Source organism: Cognatishimia coralii (assembly GCF_037478305.1).
Lineage (GTDB): Bacteria > Pseudomonadota > Alphaproteobacteria > Rhodobacterales > Rhodobacteraceae > Cognatishimia > Cognatishimia coralii.
The window spans coordinates 1-19,434 of the sequence record NZ_JBBGAZ010000005.1; the positions used below are offsets into that span (position 1 = coordinate 1).

21 protein-coding genes are annotated in these 19,434 nt (G+C 56.1%); 10 read left to right on the forward strand and 11 right to left on the reverse strand.

The genetic code is table 11. From position 1 onward, the window contains the following. Together WG622_RS10215 and WG622_RS10220 are read right to left on the reverse strand one after the other, a co-directional pair. The coding region (locus WG622_RS10215; RefSeq protein WP_231704078.1) for a GTP-binding protein at positions 1 to 124 on the reverse strand (124 nt) is incomplete at its 3' end. Between the two features lie 151 nt (positions 125 to 275). Next, positions 276 to 854, reverse strand: coding sequence for an HIT family protein (locus WG622_RS10220; RefSeq protein WP_339403488.1), 579 nt, complete (start codon positions 852 to 854; stop codon positions 276 to 278). 202 nt (positions 855 to 1,056) lie between these two features. Here WG622_RS10220 and WG622_RS10225 point away from each other — a divergent pair, with 202 nt between their 5' ends. Further along, positions 1,057 to 2,373 (forward strand): cytochrome P450, encoded by a 1,317-nt coding sequence (locus WG622_RS10225; RefSeq protein WP_339403712.1) that lies wholly within the window; start codon positions 1,057 to 1,059, stop codon positions 2,371 to 2,373. 67 nt (positions 2,374 to 2,440) lie between these two features. Here WG622_RS10225 and WG622_RS10230 read toward each other — a convergent pair whose 3' ends face one another. Continuing rightward, entirely contained in the window at positions 2,441 to 4,750 is a 2,310-nt protein-coding gene (locus WG622_RS10230) for a DNA topoisomerase IV subunit A (protein ID WP_339403489.1), read from the reverse strand. A 191-nt stretch (positions 4,751 to 4,941) separates the two neighbouring features. On the opposite strand from WG622_RS10230, the gene WG622_RS10235 reads away from it, so the two are divergent. The 6 genes from WG622_RS10235 (at position 4,942) to WG622_RS10260 (ending at position 9,086) form a co-directional block, all read left to right on the forward strand. Continuing rightward, positions 4,942 to 5,475, forward strand: coding sequence for an SH3 domain-containing protein (locus WG622_RS10235; RefSeq protein ID WP_339403490.1), 534 nt, complete (start codon positions 4,942 to 4,944; stop codon positions 5,473 to 5,475). 55 nt (positions 5,476 to 5,530) lie between these two features. Beyond that, positions 5,531 to 6,361, forward strand: coding sequence for an SDR family NAD(P)-dependent oxidoreductase (locus WG622_RS10240; protein WP_339403492.1), 831 nt, complete (start codon positions 5,531 to 5,533; stop codon positions 6,359 to 6,361). 71 nt (positions 6,362 to 6,432) lie between these two features. Further along, complete coding sequence (locus WG622_RS10245; RefSeq protein WP_209355348.1) at positions 6,433 to 6,636, forward strand: twin transmembrane helix small protein; 204 nt, start codon at positions 6,433 to 6,435, stop codon at positions 6,634 to 6,636. Next, complete coding sequence (locus WG622_RS10250) at positions 6,636 to 7,214, forward strand: cob(I)yrinic acid a,c-diamide adenosyltransferase (RefSeq protein ID WP_339403493.1); 579 nt, start codon at positions 6,636 to 6,638, stop codon at positions 7,212 to 7,214. The genes WG622_RS10245 and WG622_RS10250 overlap by 1 nt, the downstream gene beginning before the upstream one ends. A 184-nt stretch (positions 7,215 to 7,398) precedes the next feature. Then, positions 7,399 to 8,157, forward strand: a complete 759-nt coding sequence (locus tag WG622_RS10255; RefSeq protein ID WP_209355346.1) for an electron transfer flavoprotein subunit beta/FixA family protein — start codon at positions 7,399 to 7,401, stop codon at positions 8,155 to 8,157. Further along, positions 8,157 to 9,086: an electron transfer flavoprotein subunit alpha/FixB family protein gene (locus tag WG622_RS10260; protein ID WP_339403494.1), complete on the forward strand. Its 930-nt coding sequence runs from the start codon at positions 8,157 to 8,159 to the stop codon at positions 9,084 to 9,086. The genes WG622_RS10255 and WG622_RS10260 overlap by 1 nt, the downstream gene beginning before the upstream one ends. Positions 9,087 to 9,119: 33 nt before the next feature. Here the strand turns inward: WG622_RS10260 and WG622_RS10265 are convergent, their stop codons facing one another. After that, positions 9,120 to 9,965: a DUF6473 family protein gene (locus WG622_RS10265; RefSeq protein ID WP_339403495.1), complete on the reverse strand. Its 846-nt coding sequence runs from the start codon at positions 9,963 to 9,965 to the stop codon at positions 9,120 to 9,122. Between the two features lie 156 nt (positions 9,966 to 10,121). Here WG622_RS10265 and WG622_RS10270 point away from each other — a divergent pair, with 156 nt between their 5' ends. Beyond that, positions 10,122 to 10,997, forward strand: a complete 876-nt coding sequence (locus WG622_RS10270; RefSeq protein ID WP_339403496.1) for a 3-hydroxybutyryl-CoA dehydrogenase — start codon at positions 10,122 to 10,124, stop codon at positions 10,995 to 10,997. Positions 10,998 to 11,115: 118 nt separating this feature from the next. Here the strand turns inward: WG622_RS10270 and WG622_RS10275 are convergent, their stop codons facing one another. From WG622_RS10275 to WG622_RS10305, 7 genes are read right to left on the reverse strand one after another with little or no spacing between them, the layout of a single operon-like run. Further along, complete coding sequence (locus WG622_RS10275) at positions 11,116 to 11,991, reverse strand: lysophospholipid acyltransferase family protein (protein WP_209355342.1); 876 nt, start codon at positions 11,989 to 11,991, stop codon at positions 11,116 to 11,118. Between the two features lie 38 nt (positions 11,992 to 12,029). Next, positions 12,030 to 12,308, reverse strand: coding sequence for an HPr family phosphocarrier protein (locus tag WG622_RS10280; protein WP_209355341.1), 279 nt, complete (start codon positions 12,306 to 12,308; stop codon positions 12,030 to 12,032). Between the two features lie 26 nt (positions 12,309 to 12,334). Continuing rightward, positions 12,335 to 12,727, reverse strand: a complete 393-nt coding sequence (locus WG622_RS10285; protein ID WP_339403497.1) for a PTS sugar transporter subunit IIA — start codon at positions 12,725 to 12,727, stop codon at positions 12,335 to 12,337. Positions 12,728 to 12,742: 15 nt separating this feature from the next. Beyond that, on the reverse strand, positions 12,743 to 13,642 hold the full coding sequence (gene rapZ, locus WG622_RS10290; protein ID WP_339403498.1) for an RNase adapter RapZ: 900 nt from the start codon (positions 13,640 to 13,642) through the stop codon (positions 12,743 to 12,745). After that, entirely contained in the window at positions 13,639 to 14,094 is a 456-nt protein-coding gene (locus tag WG622_RS10295) for an HPr kinase/phosphorylase (protein WP_339403499.1), read from the reverse strand. Before WG622_RS10295 ends, rapZ begins: the two co-directional genes overlap by 4 nt. A 5-nt stretch (positions 14,095 to 14,099) precedes the next feature. Further along, positions 14,100 to 15,791 carry a sensor histidine kinase gene (locus WG622_RS10300; protein ID WP_339403500.1) on the reverse strand — a complete coding sequence of 564 codons (1,692 nt, stop codon included), beginning with the start codon at positions 15,789 to 15,791 and terminating at the stop codon, positions 14,100 to 14,102. Further along, entirely contained in the window at positions 15,791 to 16,495 is a 705-nt protein-coding gene (locus WG622_RS10305) for a response regulator transcription factor (RefSeq protein WP_339403501.1), read from the reverse strand. The genes WG622_RS10300 and WG622_RS10305 overlap by 1 nt, the downstream gene beginning before the upstream one ends. Positions 16,496 to 16,841: 346 nt before the next feature. On the opposite strand from WG622_RS10305, the gene WG622_RS10310 reads away from it, so the two are divergent. After that, a complete protein-coding gene (locus tag WG622_RS10310; RefSeq protein ID WP_339403502.1) occupies positions 16,842 to 18,440 on the forward strand; it encodes a phosphoenolpyruvate carboxykinase in 1,599 nt (532 codons plus the stop codon). A gap of 156 nt (positions 18,441 to 18,596) precedes the next feature. Next, entirely contained in the window at positions 18,597 to 19,376 is a 780-nt protein-coding gene (locus WG622_RS10315; protein WP_339403503.1) for a HalD/BesD family halogenase, read from the forward strand. Positions 19,377 to 19,434 lie beyond the last annotated feature (58 nt).

Consider the following 19,434-nt stretch of genomic DNA (forward strand, 5'->3'; position numbering starts at 1 on the left):
ACGCTTTGAAGTCACCGAATTGCTTGGTGATCGCTGCGGTCAGAGTGGTTTTACCGTGGTCAACGTGGCCGATGGTGCCGATGTTGCAGTGCGGTTTGGAACGTTCAAACTTTTCCTTTGCCATAATAGAGGCGCCTTCTGTGTTTGGGGGCCTCTCATTGGCCCAATTACTCTTCGGGCGCGATGTATTGGGTTCAGGAAGAAAAATCAAGCGCCAGTTTTGGGGCGCTTGAAATGGCGCATTTTATTGCGCTTTGAGGCGGGATCAGTGCGACTCAGTTCGCCTCATCCAAAGGCCAGCACTCGGCAAGTTGCTCTTCGGTCGCGTCGTCGGTCATACAGATCGCATTCTCCGCCAAATAGGCCTCGATTTTGCGGGCAGTATTGTTGGCCAGCGTCGCGATTTGTTGATCCCGAGAGCGGGTGTAACCGGTGCCAATCACGGCCCCGTCGCCGAAATTCTCAAAGATCAGCAATTGCTTGGGTTCTTTGGTGAATTTCTCGCCAGCGCGATCATCCCAGACGGTGACAGTGACAACGAAGGCAGATTTCGGTGTGTAAATCAGAGGAATACCGCGCCGCCCCAATGCATAGCCGCCAATGTTGATGCCAAGATGCACCAAGCGGTCCCCATCGTATTTCCCGAGCCGAGCCGCAACGGCCCCTTGCACCGCGGCAATCAATTCTTCGGGTTCGGCATTTCGAGACGTCGGCCCCTTTTGCAAATCAGGCGCGACAACGACATTGTGACCGAGCACAAAGTCGCCAAGATCCAAACGTTCAGCCGTTTCCTCGGGCTGCGAACATGCAGCGACCAAGCCTACCAAAGCCGCAAGGGCGATCCAGCGTTTCATGGTTTTTCCCCGTTGTTTGGTTAACTGACTTAGCCGATCGCCCGCATTTCGACAATCTACAGGGCTGATTAAGCAAGGTTCCGCTGTCAAAACCCAATTTTCGACATAGATTGTTTCTAGCCAAACCAAGTGGAGACCCGTGGTGACAGCCAAAGCCTCGTCAGAAAAGCTGCCCGTTCACATCGACTTAGGTCGCGAACCGATGGGCGTATGGGCCTCTTTGCAAGCGGCGCGGCGCAATGTGCTGAGCATCTTGCCATGGCTCGCCGTGAAGCAGCCGATGGTCTCTGGGCGCACGGGCATTCGATGGCATATGGTGATGGATCCGGATGCGATCCGGCAGATGTTGCTTGAGCGGCTTGAGGATTACCCGAAATCCAACACGACCAAATCTTTGCTCCGCCCTGCCATCGGAGAAAGCCTGTTCATTGCTGAGGGCGCCCATTGGCGTTGGCAACGGCGAGCTGCCGCTCCGGTGTTTTCGCACCGAAATGTTATGAACCTTGCGCCCATCATGACCCGGGCCGCAGAAAACGCATGCGCGCGGATCGAGGCGCAGAAACCCAAAGCGGTGAACCTCTATACCGAGATGGTGCGGGCGACCTTCGACGTGACGTCCGACGTCACATTCTCCGGCAAAAGCGATATCGATTCCCAAAACGTGCACCGCGCGATTGATGCTTATATTGCCGAGGCCGGAAAGGTCTCGCTGTTTGACATTCTCGGCTTTCCCAATTGGGTGCCTCGTCCCGGTCGGCTAATGTCGGGCGCGGCGCTGCGCGAGATGAAACAGATCGCCGATGACTCAATCGAGGCGCGACGCGAACAGGGGCAAGGAGACATTCCTGACCTCTTAGACCTTCTGCTCGCAGGCGAGGACCCCGAGACCAAACGCTCAATGAACATCGCCGAGCTGCGCGACAATCTGTTGACCTTTATCGTGGCGGGTCACGAAACCACGGCACTAGCACTCAGTTGGGCGCTCTATCTCTGCGCCTTTGATCAGGACGTTCAGGATCGCGCCCGTGCTGAGGCGCAGTCTGTCCTGAACGGCTCAGCGACCGGAGAGGACGTCGCGGAGCTACCATTCATCCGCGCCATCATAGATGAGACCCTGCGCCTCTATCCCCCTGCTGGCATCGTCAGTCGTACGGCTCAGGCCAAGGACACACTATGCGGACGGGAGATTTTGCCCGGGGATACTGTCATGATCCCGATCTATGCGTTGCATCGCCATGAGATGCTTTGGGACGAGCCTGACGCTTTCCGTCCTGATCGATTTATGGGAGAGAAACCAGACCGTTACGCCTATTTGCCTTTTGGCGACGGCCCACGCATTTGCATTGGTGCAAGCTTTGCCTTGCAAGAGGCGGTGATAATATTGGCAACCCTCTTGGCGCGGTTCAAGTTCACTCCAATCGAGGGCAAAGACCCAGAACCTGTCATGATCCTGACCCTACGCCCGGAGGGGGGTGTGTGGTTGAATGTGGAGGAAGTTGAGGCGGATAAGGCGGGCTGAAGCCCGCCCTACCCTCGATACAAAAACCCGTAGGGCGGGCTTCAGCCCGCCTCAACCGCCACGTCCATCAATTGAACTTGTTATCCCGCGGGAATCCCCGAGGTGCCATACGGCCCGTGCCAGCGCGTTTACCCGTCCACTCAGCCAGTTCGACTTCGGTCCGCGTGCGACCGGCTGGATCCTTCCAGCTTAGCCCCTCAGACCGCGTAAAGGTCGCTGCATCCGACAAACCGCCATCTTTGTATTTCTGCAACCGAACGCCCTTACCGCGCGCCATGACGGGCAATTCATCCAGATCAAACACCAAGACTTTGCGGTTTTCACCGACACAGGCAACAGAGTCCCCGTCGACGGGCTTACACACCAATGCCTGCGACGGAGCCCGTACGTTCAGAACCTGTTTACCCGTCCGCGTTTGCGCGAGGATCTCGTTTTCCTCGACCACAAACCCATCGCCTGCAGAGGACGCCACCAGCAGCTTCCGATCTGGCTGATGCGCAAAGATATCAACGATATCGGCCTCATTTGGCAGATCGACCATCAGGCGCAGAGGTTCCCCCATCCCGCGTCCTCCGGGCAGGTTCGCCGCGGACACGGTATAGAAGCGCCCGTTGGTGCCAAAGACCAACAGCCGATCCGTGGTTTCCGCGTGGAAGATGAATTTTGGTCCGTCGCCATCCTTGAACTTGAGCTCTCGGGTCAGGTCGATGTGGCCTGACATGGCGCGGATCCAGCCCATTTGGCTGCAAACCACAGTGATCGGCTCTTTGTCGATCATGGCTTCGATCGGCACTTCTTCGAAATCACCAGCCTCGGCAAAGGCCGTACGACGCGCACCGCCATCGAAATCCTTGCCGAATTTCTTCTTGGTCTCGCGCAGCTGTTCCGTGATGCGGCCCCATTGCAGGTCCTCAGAGGCCAACAGATCCTCTAGTCCCGCACGCTCCTCCATCAAGGCGTCGCGTTCCTTGACCAGTTCGATCTCTTCCAACCGGCGCAAGCTGCGCAGGCGCATATTCAGGATCGCTTCGGCCTGAACCTCGCTCAGCTCTCCCTCATCTTTGGCAGGCAAAGGCGAGACGTAATCCGCCTCAGACGTCGCCCGCGCAAAAGCGCCACCCCAGGTTTCAGCCATCAAGGCCTCTTTGGGTTTGTCGTCATAGCGAATGATGTCGATCACACGGTCCAGATTGAGGAAGGCAATGATGAAACCTTCGAGCACCTCAAGACGGTGATCGATCTTCTCCATACGGTGCTTTGAGCGCCGCCCAAGCACTTCGCGCCGGTGATCAAGGAAGGCGCGCAGCACTTCCTTCATCGAGCAGACCTTCGGCGTCACCCCGTCAATCAATACGTTCATATTGAGGCTAAAGCGCACCTCAAGATCGCTGTGTTTGAACATCGTGCCCATCAGGATATCGGGCTCGACGTTCTTAGATTTCGGCTCAAGGATCACGCGAATATCGTCCGCGGATTCATCGCGGATATCGGCAAGGATCGGAACCTTCTTGTTCTGGATCAGCTCGGCGATCTTTTCGATCAGTTTGGATTTTTGAACCTGATAAGGGATCTCAGTGACAACGACTTGCCATTGACCGCGCCCCAGATCCTCGACCTCCCACTTACAGCGCAAGCGGAAGGACCCGCGCCCGGTGGAGTAAGCATTCGCGATGCTTTCCTTAGGCTCGACAATGACGCCGCCGGTTGGGAAGTCTGGTCCCGGTACGTAGTTCAAAAGCGTGTCATCACGCGCATCGGGTGTTTTGATCAGGTGGATACAGGCATCCACTAGTTCCGCAATATTGTGAGGCGGGATGTTTGTCGCCATGCCCACGGCAATGCCCGCAGCGCCATTGGCCAAGAGGCTCGGGAATTCCGCCGGAAGAACCACCGGTTCCGTAAGACGCCCATCGTAATTGTCACGGAAATCAACGGCGTTTTCATCGAGGCCCTGCAGCATCGCCTCAGCGACAAAGGTCATCCGTGCCTCGGTGTAGCGCGAGGCCGCCGGGTTGTCTCCGTCAATGTTGCCGAAGTTGCCCTGCCCATCGACCAGTGGATAACGCACCGCGAAATCCTGCGCCAAACGCGCCATCGCGTCATAGATCGCAGCGTCCCCATGCGGGTGGAAATCCCCCATGGTGTCGCCTGAAATCTTAGCCGACTTCAGAAACTTACCGTTTGAGGCCAGCTTCAGGCGGTTCATCGCATAGAGGATCCGCCGATGCACCGGTTTCAGCCCGTCCCGTGCATCAGGCAGCGCCCGGTGCATAATCGTGCTGAGCGCATAGGTCAGATACCGATCGCCAATGGCCCGGTGTAGCGGTTCTGCAACTTCGTAGGATTCGAATTCGTCGTCGTCTAGGATTTCACTCATGTCACCGTGATATAGTGAGGATGGAATCGCGACAAGCGAGCTGTGGTCAACATAGCCCTTTTTTCTGCATCACGCGGAAAACGTCTAAAAGAACGGTCGCTCGCATCGGGGAAACCCGGGGACAATGCGCTGTATTCTCGAGCAGTCAGTAAGGCCAATTGGTGGGGGCTGAACTGCGTGGAGTAACGAGCGTGAGCCGTTTCATTTTTTTAAGTTTCGCCTTTCTTGGGTGGGCATTTTATGAAGTAAGTGGTGGTCCAGATTTTCAGCCACGCATCTCCGCAGCGATTGCGGCGACCGAAAGCGCTGTTCCATCCAGCTCTACAAGACGCCTCGAACAGCCCACGGCAAGCCTGCGGGAAAACAGGTCGGAAACTTCTGAAACAGGATTGATCGTGACCCGCATGGTGATCGCAGATGAAACTGTTCCAGGACGCGGCATCACCACCTACACCATGTCTGCGACAGATGTTCCCAATGACCGGAAATTGGTGTTTAGCCTCTCCACGGCTGAACCGTCACCGGAAATTCGTCGCATCAAAGCCGACAACGTGAACATGCGCACGGGTCCTGGAACTGAGTTTGTCGTGGTAGACAATCTTGCGGTGGACACACGCGTTAAGTTGCTCGACGGCTCGGTGCGCGGGTGGGTGAAACTCCGGTCTTTAGATTCTGGCCGTGTTGGGTGGGTCAAAAGACGGTTCCTTTCTGCGTTCACCAGCTAGTCATTGCGAAGGCTCCAGCTTGCTTGCATAAAACCTCAAGCGAGCGGAGGGGCACATGGCGCAGAAATCTATATTGATAACAGGCTGTTCATCTGGAATCGGCGCTGACGCGGCGCGTGGCATGCGCGACGCGGGCTGGCGCGTTTTTGCCAGCTGTCGCAAACCAGAGGACTGCGCGGCCTTGCAAGCCGAAGGCTTTGAAAGCCCGTTGATTGACTACGAAGACGAAGCCACAATCACCGCAGGCCTTGCCGAGGTCCTCGCCGCAACCGGCGGCACCTTGGACGCCCTCTTCAACAACGGCGCATATGCGGTTCCAGGCGCGGTCGAAGACCTGCCCTCGGGTGCCTTGCGTGCCATCTACCAGGCCAATGTCATCGGCTGGCACGAATTGACGCGACAGGTCATCCCCGTCATGCGCGCGCAAGGCCATGGGCGCATTGTGAACAACTCCTCGGTCCTAGGATTGGTCGCCGCGCGCTGGCGTGGGGCCTATGTGTCGTCTAAGTTTGCCCTAGAGGGTCTAACCGATGTGATGCGTTTAGAAATGCGCGACACGCCGATCCATTTCATCCTAATCGAACCTGGCCCCGTGACGTCAAAAATCCGTGTCAACTCGATCCCGCATTTTGAGAAATGGATCAACTGGGAGGGCTCTGCACGCGCCGAACATTACCGTCGCGGCCTGCTGAAGCGACTTTATGAGGATCGCGGCAAGGACATGTTCGAGCTGCCAGCCTCGGCCGTCACCGCGAAACTCTTGCGTGCGGTGACCGCAAAGAATCCGAAGCCACGCTACTATGTGACCACGCCGACCTATTTCATGGGGGTCCTGCGACGCATTCTGCCAACGCGCGCATTGGACAACATCATCCGCAGGGTGTGACACAGAAAACCCTCGCAAATTACGCGCCACACTCTAAGTAAGGGGAAACCCGCCCGAACAGGAGCGCATAAATGCTGCAAGACCCTCTTTTTATCATCGCGGCCATCGCTTGTTTTGCGGTGCTGATCGTCCTTATGATCGGCGTCGGAGGCTTCGCCCGCGGCGGTGACTTCAACCGCAAATATGCCAACAAACTGATGCGTTTGCGAATTGCCGCGCAGTTCGTAGCAGTGATCCTGATCCTTGTGTTTGTCTGGTTCGGAGGAGGTCGCTGATGGTTGTTCTTAGCAAAATCTACACGCGTACTGGCGACAAAGGCACCACAGCGCTTGGCAATGGTGATCGCGTCGCCAAACATGATGCGCGCGTCTCGGCCTATGGCACGAGCGATGAGCTAAACTCGCATGTTGGGGTCGCGCGGCTGCATGCCGAAGGCGACATGGATAAGCGGCTGTCCCTGATCCAAAACGACCTCTTTGATCTGGGCGCAGACCTTTGCCGCCCGGACATGGCCAAAGACGCCGAGGCAGAATACCCACCCCTGCGCATGATCGAGGCTCAAGTGAAACGCCTAGAGGCCGAGATCGACGAGATGAATGCCGATCTTGAGACCCTGCGCAGCTTCATCCTGCCCGGTGGATCCCCGCTGGCGGCCTATTTGCACGTCTGCCGCACCGTCGCGCGCCGTGCCGAGCGTTTGGCAACAGAACTCGCGCTTGAAAGCGATGTAAACACTCATGCGGTGACCTATCTCAATCGCCTGTCTGATTGGTTCTTCGTGGCCGCCCGCGTCGCAAATAATAACGGAAAAGACGATGTTTTGTGGGTGCCTGGCGCCACACGCGAGAGCTGACCAAAGGTCAGGTTCCTTTAGGAAATTCTTGCCCCTTTAGCGCAGAGATTCCTAAGAACGCGACGTTCCGGAATACAAACATGACGATTTTGCACTGTTTTGCGGTGCAGCATTTGAGTAAAACCGCCGAGAAAGAGTTTTCCGCGAGTCTTTTTGGCTCGTTAACCTAAGGAGTAAATCGCCCATGAAGGTCCTCGTACCTGTCAAGCGCGTGATCGACTATAACGTGAAAGTGCGCGTCAAAGCGGACGGCAGCGGTGTAGATCTCGCCAACGTTAAGATGTCGATGAACCCTTTCGACGAGATTGCCGTCGAAGAGGCGATCCGTCTGAAAGAAGCAGGCAAGGCAGACGAAGTCGTGGCCGTGTCCATCGGTGTGAAACAAGCTCAGGAAACCCTGCGCACCGCCCTCGCAATGGGCGCTGACCGCGCGATCCTGGTTGTGGCGGCGGACGACGTACACCAAGACATCGAGCCTCTGGCCGTTGCCAAGATCCTCGCAAAAGTTGTCGAAGAAGAGCAGCCTGGTCTGGTCATCGCCGGCAAGCAAGCCATCGACAACGACATGAACGCAACCGGCCAGATGCTGTCTGCTCTGCTGGGTTGGTCCCAAGCGACTTTTGCGTCCGAGCTGGACATCGACGGCGACAGCGCGAAAGTGACCCGTGAAATCGACGGCGGCCTGCAGACCATCTCTGTGAAAATGCCTGCGATTGTCACCGCTGACCTGCGTCTGAACGAACCTCGTTACGCGTCTCTGCCAAACATCATGAAGGCCAAGAAAAAGCCTCTGGATGAGAAAACCGCAGCGGACTACGGCGTTGACGTGACCCCACGTTTGGAAATCGTCAAAACCTCCGAGCCAGAAGCGCGTTCTGCTGGTATCATCGTTGGCTCTGTTGATGAGCTGGTTGAGAAACTCAAAGAGGCGGGAGCTGTATAATGGCTGTTCTTGTACTTGCTGAAATCGCAGGCGGCGAACTGGCCGTTGACGCAACCGCCAAAGCCGTCGCAGCAGCGGCGTCGTTGGGCGATGTTACCGTTCTTTGCGCAGGCGCATCCTGCGGTGGCGCAGCCGAAGCGGCTGGCAAAATCGACGGTGTTGCGAAAGTTCTTTGCGCAGACGACGCCTCTTATGGCAACGGTCTGGCGGAACCAATCGCAGCGCTGATCACCTCTATCGCAGGTGACTACAGCCACATCGCAGCGCCAGCGACCGCATCCGCCAAAAACATCCTGCCACGCGTCGCAGCTCTGCTCGACGTCATGGTGATCTCTGATGTGACCGCGGTTGTCGACGGCGACACATTCGAGCGTCCGATCTACGCGGGCAACGCGATTCAGACCGTCAAATCCTCTGACGCGACCAAAGTCTTCACCGTCCGTACCGCGTCCTTTGACGCAGCTGGCGAAGGTGGCTCTGCTGGTGTTGAGGCGCTGGCTGCTGCTGAAAACCCAGGTCTGTCTGAGTGGGTTGAAGACAAGGTTGCCGAAAGCGACCGCCCAGAGCTGACCTCTGCTGGCGTTGTCGTCTCCGGTGGTCGTGGTGTTGGCTCTGAGGAAGACTTCGCCATCATCGAAGCGCTGGCTGACAAGCTGGGTGCTGCTGTTGGTGCGTCCCGTGCCGCAGTTGACTCTGGCTTTGCGCCAAACGACTGGCAAGTTGGTCAAACTGGTAAGGTTGTTGCTCCTGAGCTTTATGTCGCTGTCGGCATCTCGGGCGCGATCCAGCACCTTGCGGGTATGAAAGACTCTAAGATCATCGTTGCGATCAACAAAGACGAAGAAGCCCCGATCTTCCAGGTGGCTGATTTCGGTCTGGTGGCTGACCTCTTTGCAGCGGTCCCAGAGCTGACCGAGAAACTCGGCTAAGCGATCTCGCAAATCACGATTTGGCAGGCCCCCTCAGTGGGGCCTGTTCTTTTTTGCGATCATGGGTTTCAAAGTTTCTACTAAGGCCTTGGCCGCCTCGGCATGCGCCATAGGGCCGAACATGTGCTGGGCGGCCGGCCATTCCACCGGGCTGAAATGTTTGCCTTTGCAACCCTGTTCCAGTGCTTTCTTTGTGACGCGCACTTCGACGATCCCATCCACATGATCTCGCAACCGGTCGATCATGCCCTTGTCCACAAACCATGGGTCTTTGCCCGGTAAGATCTGGGACTCTTTTGGAGGGCGATGGTCTGAAAACCATAAGAGGACTTTCTTGCCCGGCAATGCGTCAAGCAATTGCAACATGCGCGCGCTCCAGGCGGTGCGCAGTTCTCCGGTGACAAAGGAAAACCGGTCGCTGGCCTGTGCCGCGATATCCTGCAGCATATGGCGCGTGAAGTTGTATTCGGTGAAATCCACCTCGCGGAAGACGGATTTCATCATCGAAGACGCGGTCAGGAACCGGTCATTGCGGCGCGGATGCACGCGATAAAGCCGATTGGACATATTCTGTGCGCCCATCAGTTGAATGACGGTGATTTCGGCACCAGCAGCGAGGGACAGCACTTCGGCCTCGTGGATAAAGGCATCCACGCCAGCGTTCATATAGCCAAGATTGACACAGGTCATACCCAAGGCACGTTCGACAAGATCGGGAAAGGGATCTTGAATGAATTTGCCATAGGTTTCCGAGCCCCCCAAAAAGGCCACATAGCGCCCTGATAGGTCCTTCTTTGGCCCCCTAAACGAAATGCGAGACGTCCCGTAGCGCACGGGATCATAGTTTAACGATCTTTGAACCGAATGATGAAACGACATATTACCCCCAATTTATCACCCATCGGTCACTCTGCGTGATTCCTGTTAGCAATTTGCTAAGGGGACAATTCGACTCGGTTTTTTGACATCTCCGCCCCTTGCAGCCAGCTCTTGCCTATGCGTAAAGTCGCCTCACAGGCGAAGGGGTATTCCAGCATGAGTGTGACATCAGTCGGCATCATTGGCGCAGGTCAGATGGGCAACGGGATCGCGCATGTGATGGCCCTGGCGGGCTATGATGTCGTGCTGAATGATATCTCTGCCGAGGCTCTTGAGGCTGCGATTGCACGCATCGACAAGAACATGGCGCGGCAGGTGAGCCGTGATTTGATTTCCGCGGACGACATGCAAAATGCACTTCGCCGCATCAAGTCGTCTCAGGACGTGGTCGAAGTTGGCCAGACCGATCTGGTCATCGAAGCGGCCACCGAAAACGAAGAGATCAAATACAAGATCTTTGAGGGGCTGGTTCCGCATCTGAAGCCCGACACGATCCTGACCTCAAACACCTCTTCGATTTCGATCACCCGTCTGGCAAGCCGCACGGACCGGCCCGAGAAGTTCATGGGGTTCCACTTCATGAACCCGGTGCCTTTGATGAAGCTCGTCGAGCTGATCCGAGGGATTGCGACCGATGATGCGACTTATCAGACCTGTCTGGGCATTGTGAATGCGCTTGATAAAACCGCCGCCTCAGCCGAGGATTTCCCGGCCTTTATCGTGAACCGTATCCTGATCCCGATGATCAATGAGGCCTGCTATACGCTTTATGAAGGCGTGGGCAATGTGGCCTCCATTGATGCGGCGATGAAGCTGGGTGCGAACCACCCGATGGGACCGCTGGAACTGGCGGATTTCATTGGCCTGGACACCTGCCTTGCGATCATGAACGTGCTTCACGACGGATTGGCCGACACTAAATACCGCCCTTGCCCTCTGTTGACGAAATACGTTGAAGCCGGGTGGTTGGGTCGTAAATCCAAGCGCGGGTTCTATGACTACCGTGGCGAGGTTCCGGTTCCGACACGCTAAGAGGGGCATTGCCCCCTTGGCCTGAGGCCTGGGCTCCGCCCGTTCGACCCTCAAAAGCTCCTCGAGCTTTCGCAGGTCGGGTCTCACCCCAAGAGTACTTAAAGCAAGATGAAACGGCTTATTTACCGAGGCCAAGCGTATGGTCGCGCAGCCAGCTCATGAAACCGCGCGGGTTGCTGTGGAGCGGCTCCATTTCCTCATCTGTCAGAACGGGACCGATGACCGGGCTTTGTGGCTTATTACAGGCTTTTACGATCTCATGAAGCAAGAGACCCTGACGCAGGATCGCAGAGACCCGATTGGCGACCTGATACCAACGCGAATTGGCACCGGGGAAGAAGATCGGCACAACCCGTGCACCAGAACGGCGAATGAGCTGAGCGGTAAAGACATTCCACTCGCGTTCAATGACAGGCCCAAAGGCAGTGTCTGACGACGAAACTACACCCGACGGGAACAGGGCCACGACACCTCCGTCCTTGAGGTAAGCCATAGCCGCCGCGCGCATTTCAACCATCTTGCGTTGCGCTTCCGGATCATGAGGAAAAGGCACCGGGATCATGAAGGAGGTCGCGGTTTCGTCCAGACCAGTCAAAACTGAGCGAGTCAGGATGCGGTAATCTTCGCGCACGCGACCGATCAATTCGGCCAGGATCATCCCGTCAACCATGCCATGTGGGTGGTTCGCAACCACGACAACGGGGCCTTCTTTGGGGATATTCGCCAGTTGTTCATTAGGCGTGGTCAGGTCGATGCCCATCACATCAAGAGCACCCTTCCAGAACCTTTGCCCACGGTGATTGCCGTTTTGACGCTCAAAGCGGCGCACCATGCGCAGGATGGTGATTTTGCCCGTGAACCACTCAATCACGCGGATCGCTGTGGAGGTCCACGGATCGTCAAAAGAGTTCGCATAGGTCAGCGTGCGACGGTCATAGACCTCGATGGTATTGTCGTCCGATGCGACTTTGATCTCAGAGGTCTTATCCAGCAAGCGTCCGTCCCCACACAGATCCCGCGGCCTATTGGCCCCTAGAACCCTTCTCCGAATTTGTCCGCGACCAAGGCTTCGATCGCATCTGCCAAGGCGAGTGCCTCAGGCCCATTAGTTTCCACGTCGATGGTGGTCCCCTTAGAGGCCGCCAGCATCAGAAGCCCCATAATACTGTCGCCCCCAGCACTCAAGCCATCTTTACTGACTTCGGCCGCAGCATCAAAGCCCTCGACCAGCTCGACCAGCTTCGCCGACGCGCGTGCGTGCAAGCCCTTTTCGTTGACAATCGTCAGTGTCCGAGAGGTTGCGTCCGCCATTCTGTCCCTTACAGTCGCCGCTTATTTTAGCCAACTGACATATTCTTGCTGTCAATATACTTGCGCCCTGCCGCCATAGCACGGTCCACTGCATCCGCCAGAGGCAACCGGCGGGATTTGGCCAGTTTGATCAACATAGGCAGATTCGCACCGTAAAGAATGCGCCTGTTCACGGGGCGGCAGGCCTGCAGGCTAAGGTTGCTCGGAGACCCACCGAACATGTCGGTCACCAGAACAACTCCCTGCCCTTCGTCCACGGACTCCGCCGCATCGCAGATCTCGATCTGTTTGGCTGAACGATCGTCCTCGGCCTGAATCGTAATCGCGCGGATGCCGGCCTGTTGGCCAACCACATGTTCGATTGCTGCGAGATACTCTCTCGCCAATCCTCCATGCGCCACGATGACTATTCCAATCACGCTTTTGCTTCTCCGCTACAGGCCGGTTGCGGACTTGGAGTCGGCTGAGTGCGTCCGATCCAGTTCGCGATGCCTAATTGACACTTGCCAGTTATGGTCTGCAAAGGCCTCGGCCAGTTTTTCCGTCACAAAAACCGAACGGTGTTGCCCGCCGGTACACCCGATCGCAATGCAAAGATGGGCTTTTCCCTCTTTTTGATAAGCAGGCAGGAGGAAAAGCGTGATGTTAGTGAGTTTCTCAAAGAATTCATCAAAATGAGAATCCTGTGAAATATATTCGCCGACGGCTGAGTCGCGTCCGTTCAGTGCCCTCAGGGTTTCGTCCCAATATGGGTTCTTGAGAAACCGACAGTCATGCACAAGATCGGCGCCCTGAGGCAAGCCGCGCTTATAGCTGAAACTGGTGAGCGTCACCGCCAAAGGCATCTTGCCATGCGCTGCAAAGCGCGCCTCAAGACGTTCGCGCAACCCATGAACTGACAATTCCGATGTGTCGATCAGTGTATCCGCGCGGTCCCGGATCGGAGACAAAAGATCACATTCCCGGTCGATACCAACGATTGCTTCTTCTTGTGGGGCCAAGGGGTGGCGGCGTCGGGTTTCACTGTAGCGGCGCTGCAATACAAATCGCGCACAGTCTAGGTAAAGGAGCTCTGGGTCATGTTCCTCGAGTTGGTCGAGCAAATCCAAAAGCGCTTGAGGCGAGAAATCACGATTTCGGGTATCAAGACATAGGGCCAGCGGGCGCGTAAGTTTTTGCCCATCCAGTAATGGCGTCACCCAGCGGATCGGCAAATTGTCTATGGTTTCAAAGCCGAGGTCCTCAAGCACCTTGATCGCAGAGGATCGGCCAGCGCCAGACGGCCCTGTGACAAGCACAACGCGATGCGGAGTTTTGGTGAAGTTCAGGGTCATAGATGACCTCGCCCAGCCTTGAGAAATTGCAGGATTGCAGGTGCAAAATGTGGATACGGAACTCGGTACAACAAGGGTACTGTGACCCCAAATCGCGTAAATGTGTAGTGATTTGGCAGTCTCGTGGTTTCTTCTTTGTTTAAATCAATGGCCAAAGCAAGGGGCATGGGCCCTTTGGGCGTTGCCCTTAGGATGCCAACGCCCCGCGCTTCTATGAAGCCGGCGATCGTATTCACTGCGTCCGCCTCAAGGCGATCCGCTCGTAATGTTAACTGCGTACGATCATCTGCAACCAACTCTGCGCCGCGGCTCATGAGGTCCAAGGCCAGCGCGGATTTTCCAGCGCCGGAGGCGCCGAGGATCAAAACGGCCTTGCCATGGGCGGCAACGCAGCTGGCGTGAAGAATGGTTTGAGGCAAAGGCCCGGCGCCGGAAAGATCGTCACCGGGCATGAAGTTTAGACGGGTAGACCGACAACAAAACGTGCGCCCAGAGGCTCTGACGTAATATCGGCGTCGGTTGGGCGAATGTTTTCGGCCCAGATCACACCACCATGTGCCTCTACGATCTGCTTAGAGATCGCCAGACCGAGGCCCGAGTTATTTCCGAAATCATCGGCGGGACGCTGCGAATAGAAGCGGTTGAAGATCTTACCCAACGCTTCTTCAGGAATACCCGGCCCCGTGTCTTCGACAACGACCAACACACGGTTCTGACGTTGACGTGCCCAGACACGGATCGCATCGCCATCTTCACAGAAGCTGATGGCATTGGTGATCAGATTGACAAAAACCTGCGCCAAGCGCGCCTCTAGCCCGTTGATTTCAATAGGTTCACGCGGAAGATCAGAAATAAAGTCGATACCTTTGCCCTTGGCATCTTCACCCAGATACTGACCAAGGTTGTCGATCATTTCGAGCAGATTAAAGGCTTCTTCTTCTTCCTTAACCAACTCTGCATCCAGACGAGACGCATTGGAAATATCGCTGACAAGTCGATCCAAACGGCGTACGTCGTGGTCGATCACATTCAACAGTTTCTCACGATGGTCATCACGTTTCACCATGCGCAAAGAGCCAACGGCAGAGCGCAGGCTCGCCAGAGGGTTCTTGATCTCGTGGGCGACATCGGCTGCGAATTGTTCGTTGCCATCGATGCGCTCGTAAAGCGCACTCACCATGCCACGCAAAGCACCACTCAGGCGGCCAATTTCATCAGGGCGCGCTGTCAGATCAGGGATACGCACGCGACCCGGATTGGCCTTTTTGCGCGCGTCTTTGTCACGACCAATCTCGGCTGCGGCGGCCAAATCGCTGATCGGGTTGGAAATCGTAGAGGCCAGAACCATGGAAAGGCCAATCGAAACCAGCGTCGCAATAAGGAACATCTGCAACACTAATTCGCGCTGGCCACGCACGATCTGATCCACTTCGCCAACCGCGCTGGTCATCACCACCGTGCCCAATTCAGTCCCGTTTTGTTGCAAAAGGGCTGAGGCCGCATAAACACTTTCGCCGTTATCTGCGGTCAGGGTCGCCAGGGCATCTCCACTTGCGGCAAATGAAACAGCCAGCTCATCTAGGTTTGAGGCCGTGGCAAGCGCCTCATCGTCCCCCGCGATTTGCGCCCAAACCCAGGCAATTGCATCCGTCAGGGGGGTCGCTGGGGCATCATCACTGGCAATGCCCATAGGGCCTTCTTTCGCAGCGATCAGATTGCCGGATGTGTCCACAACAAAGACTTGCACACCCGCGCGCAGGTCCATTTTGTCGAGTGTTCCGGCCACATCAACGCCATCCCCAGTCACCAGATTGACTGGCGCACCAGAGGGCATTTGAACCTGCAAAGCGCCGGAAATCAAAGAGGCGCCACTGGCGAGGCTCGCCTTGCGTTCTTCAACGAAATTATCGCGCGCAGAATTCAGATACAGAACCCCCGCAAGCAGCATCACCAAAGCGATCAGATTAAACGTGATGATTTTGCGCGTCAGCGGCGAGCGGCTCAACGGCAGAATACGCCGACGCTCACGACGTCCGCGCATTTCCTTTTCGACCGTAGCTTCAGGGGCCACCCAGTCGTCCCCGAGAACGACTTCCCCCTCGCGACCTTGCGACATGCGTCCCACGCTTATCTGTTCGGCGAGTGCCATTACTCTTCGTTGTATCTATAGCCGATGCCGTAGAGCGTCTCAATTGCAGAGAACTCTGAATCGGCCATGCGCATCTTTTTGCGAAGCCGTTTGATATGGCTGTCGATGGTGCGGTCGTCGACATAGACCTGATCGTCGTAGGCCACATCCATCAGTTGATCGCGCGACTTCACAAAGCCCGGACGTTGCGCCAATGCTTGCAACAGCAGGAATTCTGTGACCGTCAGCGTCACGTCCTGACCTTTCCAGGTCACAGCATGGCGCAGCGGATCCATCGTCAGTTCGCCACGTTGCAGAACCTTGGTTTCCTCGGTCTCGGTCGCGGGCACCACGCCATTCTCGGCGTCCTGACGACGCAAGAGCGTGCGGATACGTTCGACCAACAAACGTTGGCTGAAAGGCTTTTTGACATAGTCGTCGGCCCCCATGCGCAAACCCAGCACCTCATCGATCTCATCGTCCTTGGACGTGAGGAAGATCACGGGCATCGTGGTTTTCTGGCGCAGGCGTTGCAACAGATCCATGCCATCCATGCGCGGCATCTTAATGTCGAGCACCGCCATATCGGGCAATTTGCGATTAAAAGCGTCCAGCGCTTGCTGGCCATCATTGTAGGTTTCGACCTCAAAGCCTTCTGCTTCAAGAGTCATGGATACCGACGTCAGGATATTCCTGTCGTCGTCCACCAAGGCAATCTTGGACATCGGATTATTCCTTATACTGCTCTTTGTGCCTATATTTTGCCTTATTATGGGCCTGTTTTGGCCAATCAATCAATCCCAAACCGCGAATCACCCCTGTCAGGACACTATTTTTTGCGAAATGTGTTAATCTGGCGCTAATGGTTTCCGATGATTTCCGAATGCTTCAATGCGTTTGCGATAACATTGCATTGATTGCGCTAACGACCCGTTTGTGACCTGTTCATCCCCTAAAACGCCATGATAAGAGCTTTCTGCGGCTGCTAAATACGCGCTCTCAGAAGCGACTAATTAACGGCCCGCGTTTTACTTTAATCCCCGCATCGCTTGCGGAAACAGGAGCTGAAAGATGACATTTGGACGGGTAAACCCGCAATTCCGCCTCGAAGATCAAGGGATCGAAGGTCTGGGGAATGTCTATTATAACTATCTGGAACCAGCCCTGATCGAATCCGCACTCGCGCGCGACGAAGGTACGCTGGGCCAAGGTGGCGCATTTCTGACCACCACTGGCAAGTACACCGGCCGGTCTCCTAAAGATAAATTCGTGGTCAAAACGCCAAGCGTGGAAGACACCATCTGGTGGGACAACAACGCACCGATGGATCCAGAGGGATTTGATGCGCTCTACGAAGACATGCTCGCCCATATGAAGGGCAAAGAATACTTCGTACAGGATCTCGTCGGTGGTGCAGACCCGCGCCACTCGATCAACGTCCGTATGGTCACAGAGCTCGCCTGGCACGGGTTGTTCATCCGCACCATGCTGCGGCGCCCAGATGCCGAAGATTTGCAAGACTTCATCGCGGACTTCACAGTGATCAACTGCCCGAGTTTCCAGGCCGATCCGGCCAAGCACGGCTGCCGTACTGAAACCGTGATCGCGATGAACTTTGATCGCAAGCTGATCCTAATCGGCGGCACGGAATACGCAGGCGAAAATAAGAAATCCGTCTTTACCCTGCTGAACTATCTGTTGCCGGAAAAAGGCATCATGCCGATGCATTGCTCGGCCAACCACGCGAAGAACAATCCAGTTGACGCCGCGGTCTTCTTTGGCCTGTCTGGCACCGGCAAGACAACGCTTTCTGCAGATCCGGATCGCGTGCTAATCGGCGACGACGAACACGGCTGGTCTGATCAGGGCACCTTCAACTTCGAAGGCGGTTGCTATGCGAAAACCATCAACCTGTCTGAAGAAGCAGAGCCAGAGATCTACGCGACAACGTCCAAATTCGGCACTGTGATCGAGAACATGGTGTTTGATCCAGACACCAAAGAGCTCGATTTCAACGACGACAGCCTGACCGCAAATATGCGCTGCGCCTATCCGTTGCACTATATTTCCAACGCGTCCGAATCCGCGATGGGCGGGCACCCAAAGAACATCATCATGTTGACATGTGATGCCTTTGGCGTTCTGCCTCCGATCGCACGTCTGACACCGGCGCAGGCGATGTATCACTTCCTGTCTGGCTTCACCTCCAAGGTGGCAGGCACCGAGCGCGGCGTCACAGAGCCAGAGCCAACCTTCTCGACCTGCTTTGGCGCGCCATTTATGCCGCGTCGCCCAGAGGTCTATGGCAACCTGCTGCGCGAAAAGATCGCCCGCCACGGCGCGACCTGCTGGCTGGTCAACACCGGCTGGACTGGCGGAGCCTATGGCACCGGCTCCCGTATGCCGATCCGTGCGACCCGCGCGCTGCTGACTGCGGCTCTGGATGGCTCTCTGGCCAACGCAGAATTCCGCAAGGACGCAAACTTTGGGTTTGAAGTGCCTGTACAAGTTCAAGGCGTCGCAGAACTGCTGCTCGACCCGCGCCGGACGTGGGACGACAAATCGGCCTATGATGCGCAAGCGGCGAAACTGGTACAAATGTTCAGCGACAACTTTGAACAATACCTGCCTTACATCGACAGCGACGTGAAAGCCGCCGCCATCGGCTAAGCGCACCGCACTTTGCGAAAGTTTTCGGGCCGGTCTCTGCGCAAGAGGCCGGCCCGTTTTCTTTCATCGAAATCGTCCCGTCGTGCCGCAATTAGACGTGATTTGCGGGGGATCACGTGCAAATCTGACGTCACTACACATGTCAGGAGGCAAGCCATGTCCATAGAAGAGATCGTTCAAACGGCCGAATATCCGCTCGCAGATCCGTCCTTCTTAGACCGTTGCAAAAAGGCTTTGGACAGCGCGGGCGTGCTTGTTCTCCCAGACTTCATCACTTCGTCGGCATTGGAAGCTATGCAGAATGAGGCCACGCAAGGCCAATCCAAAGCCTACTTCTGCAAACAGAGCCATTCGGTCTATCTGACACCGGAAAATCCATTATTCGGCGCTGATCACCCGGCGAACCGTCAGGTCGTCTCATCAAAGGGATGCATCTGCGATGATGATGTGGCGTCAGAGTCCCCTCTCCGCGCGCTCTATGACGCACGGTTGTTTCGTGACTTCGTCAAACATGTCACCGGGGAATCCGCGCTGCACCCTTATGCGGACGGCTTGTCCTCAATAAATATCCACTACGCGGAACGGGGTCAGGAATTGGGCTGGCATTTTGACAACTCGTCCTTCGCGATCACGCTCCTGATCCAGAAACCCGACGCCGGCAGCGATTTTGAATACATCAAAGACCTGCGTAACGCAGACGCCGGAGAGATGAACTACGACGGCGTCGCCGCACTTCTGGATGGCAAAACCAAACCCAAAGTCCTCAATATGGATCCCGGCACGTTGGTGTTATTCCGAGGTCGCAATTCGATCCATCGCGTATCCCCAAATGAAAGCGACAAAACGCGTATGTTGGCCGTGCTCGCCTATAACTCCGAACCCGGCATAGAGCTCTCCGAAAGCGCTCGAATGACGTTCTACGGCCGCCTAAGCTGACAACTTTCTCTTGCTAGAAATATCCTGGGTGAATTGGCGCAGCCAAGGGGGCAAAGCC

Excerpts from the sequence above, each read along its gene's own strand:
- WG622_RS10270 (WP_339403496.1), top strand. The coding sequence starts at position 10,122 with ATGAGTGTGACATCAGTCGGCATCATTGGCGCAGGTCAGATGGGCAAC.
- WG622_RS10305 (WP_339403501.1), bottom strand. The coding sequence starts at position 16,495 with ATGTCCAAGATTGCCTTGGTGGACGACGACAGGAATATCCTGACGTCG.
- WG622_RS10310 (WP_339403502.1), top strand. The coding sequence starts at position 16,842 with ATGACATTTGGACGGGTAAACCCGCAATTCCGCCTCGAAGATCAAGGG.
- WG622_RS10225 (WP_339403712.1), top strand. The coding sequence starts at position 1,057 with ATGGGCGTATGGGCCTCTTTGCAAGCGGCGCGGCGCAATGTGCTGAGC.
- WG622_RS10220 (WP_339403488.1), bottom strand. The coding sequence starts at position 854 with ATGAAACGCTGGATCGCCCTTGCGGCTTTGGTAGGCTTGGTCGCTGCA.
- WG622_RS10260 (WP_339403494.1), top strand. The coding sequence starts at position 8,157 with ATGGCTGTTCTTGTACTTGCTGAAATCGCAGGCGGCGAACTGGCCGTT.
- WG622_RS10315 (WP_339403503.1), top strand. The coding sequence starts at position 18,597 with ATGTCCATAGAAGAGATCGTTCAAACGGCCGAATATCCGCTCGCAGAT.
- WG622_RS10280 (WP_209355341.1), bottom strand. The coding sequence starts at position 12,308 with ATGGCGGACGCAACCTCTCGGACACTGACGATTGTCAACGAAAAGGGC.
- WG622_RS10300 (WP_339403500.1), bottom strand. The coding sequence starts at position 15,791 with ATGGCACTCGCCGAACAGATAAGCGTGGGACGCATGTCGCAAGGTCGC.
- WG622_RS10250 (WP_339403493.1), top strand. The coding sequence starts at position 6,636 with ATGGTTGTTCTTAGCAAAATCTACACGCGTACTGGCGACAAAGGCACC.
- WG622_RS10230 (WP_339403489.1), bottom strand. The coding sequence starts at position 4,750 with ATGAGTGAAATCCTAGACGACGACGAATTCGAATCCTACGAAGTTGCA.
- WG622_RS10255 (WP_209355346.1), top strand. The coding sequence starts at position 7,399 with ATGAAGGTCCTCGTACCTGTCAAGCGCGTGATCGACTATAACGTGAAA.
- WG622_RS10265 (WP_339403495.1), bottom strand. The coding sequence starts at position 9,965 with ATGTCGTTTCATCATTCGGTTCAAAGATCGTTAAACTATGATCCCGTG.
- WG622_RS10240 (WP_339403492.1), top strand. The coding sequence starts at position 5,531 with ATGGCGCAGAAATCTATATTGATAACAGGCTGTTCATCTGGAATCGGC.
- WG622_RS10295 (WP_339403499.1), bottom strand. The coding sequence starts at position 14,094 with ATGCCCGGTGACGATCTTTCCGGCGCCGGGCCTTTGCCTCAAACCATT.
- rapZ (WP_339403498.1), bottom strand. The coding sequence starts at position 13,642 with ATGACCCTGAACTTCACCAAAACTCCGCATCGCGTTGTGCTTGTCACA.
- WG622_RS10245 (WP_209355348.1), top strand. The coding sequence starts at position 6,433 with ATGCTGCAAGACCCTCTTTTTATCATCGCGGCCATCGCTTGTTTTGCG.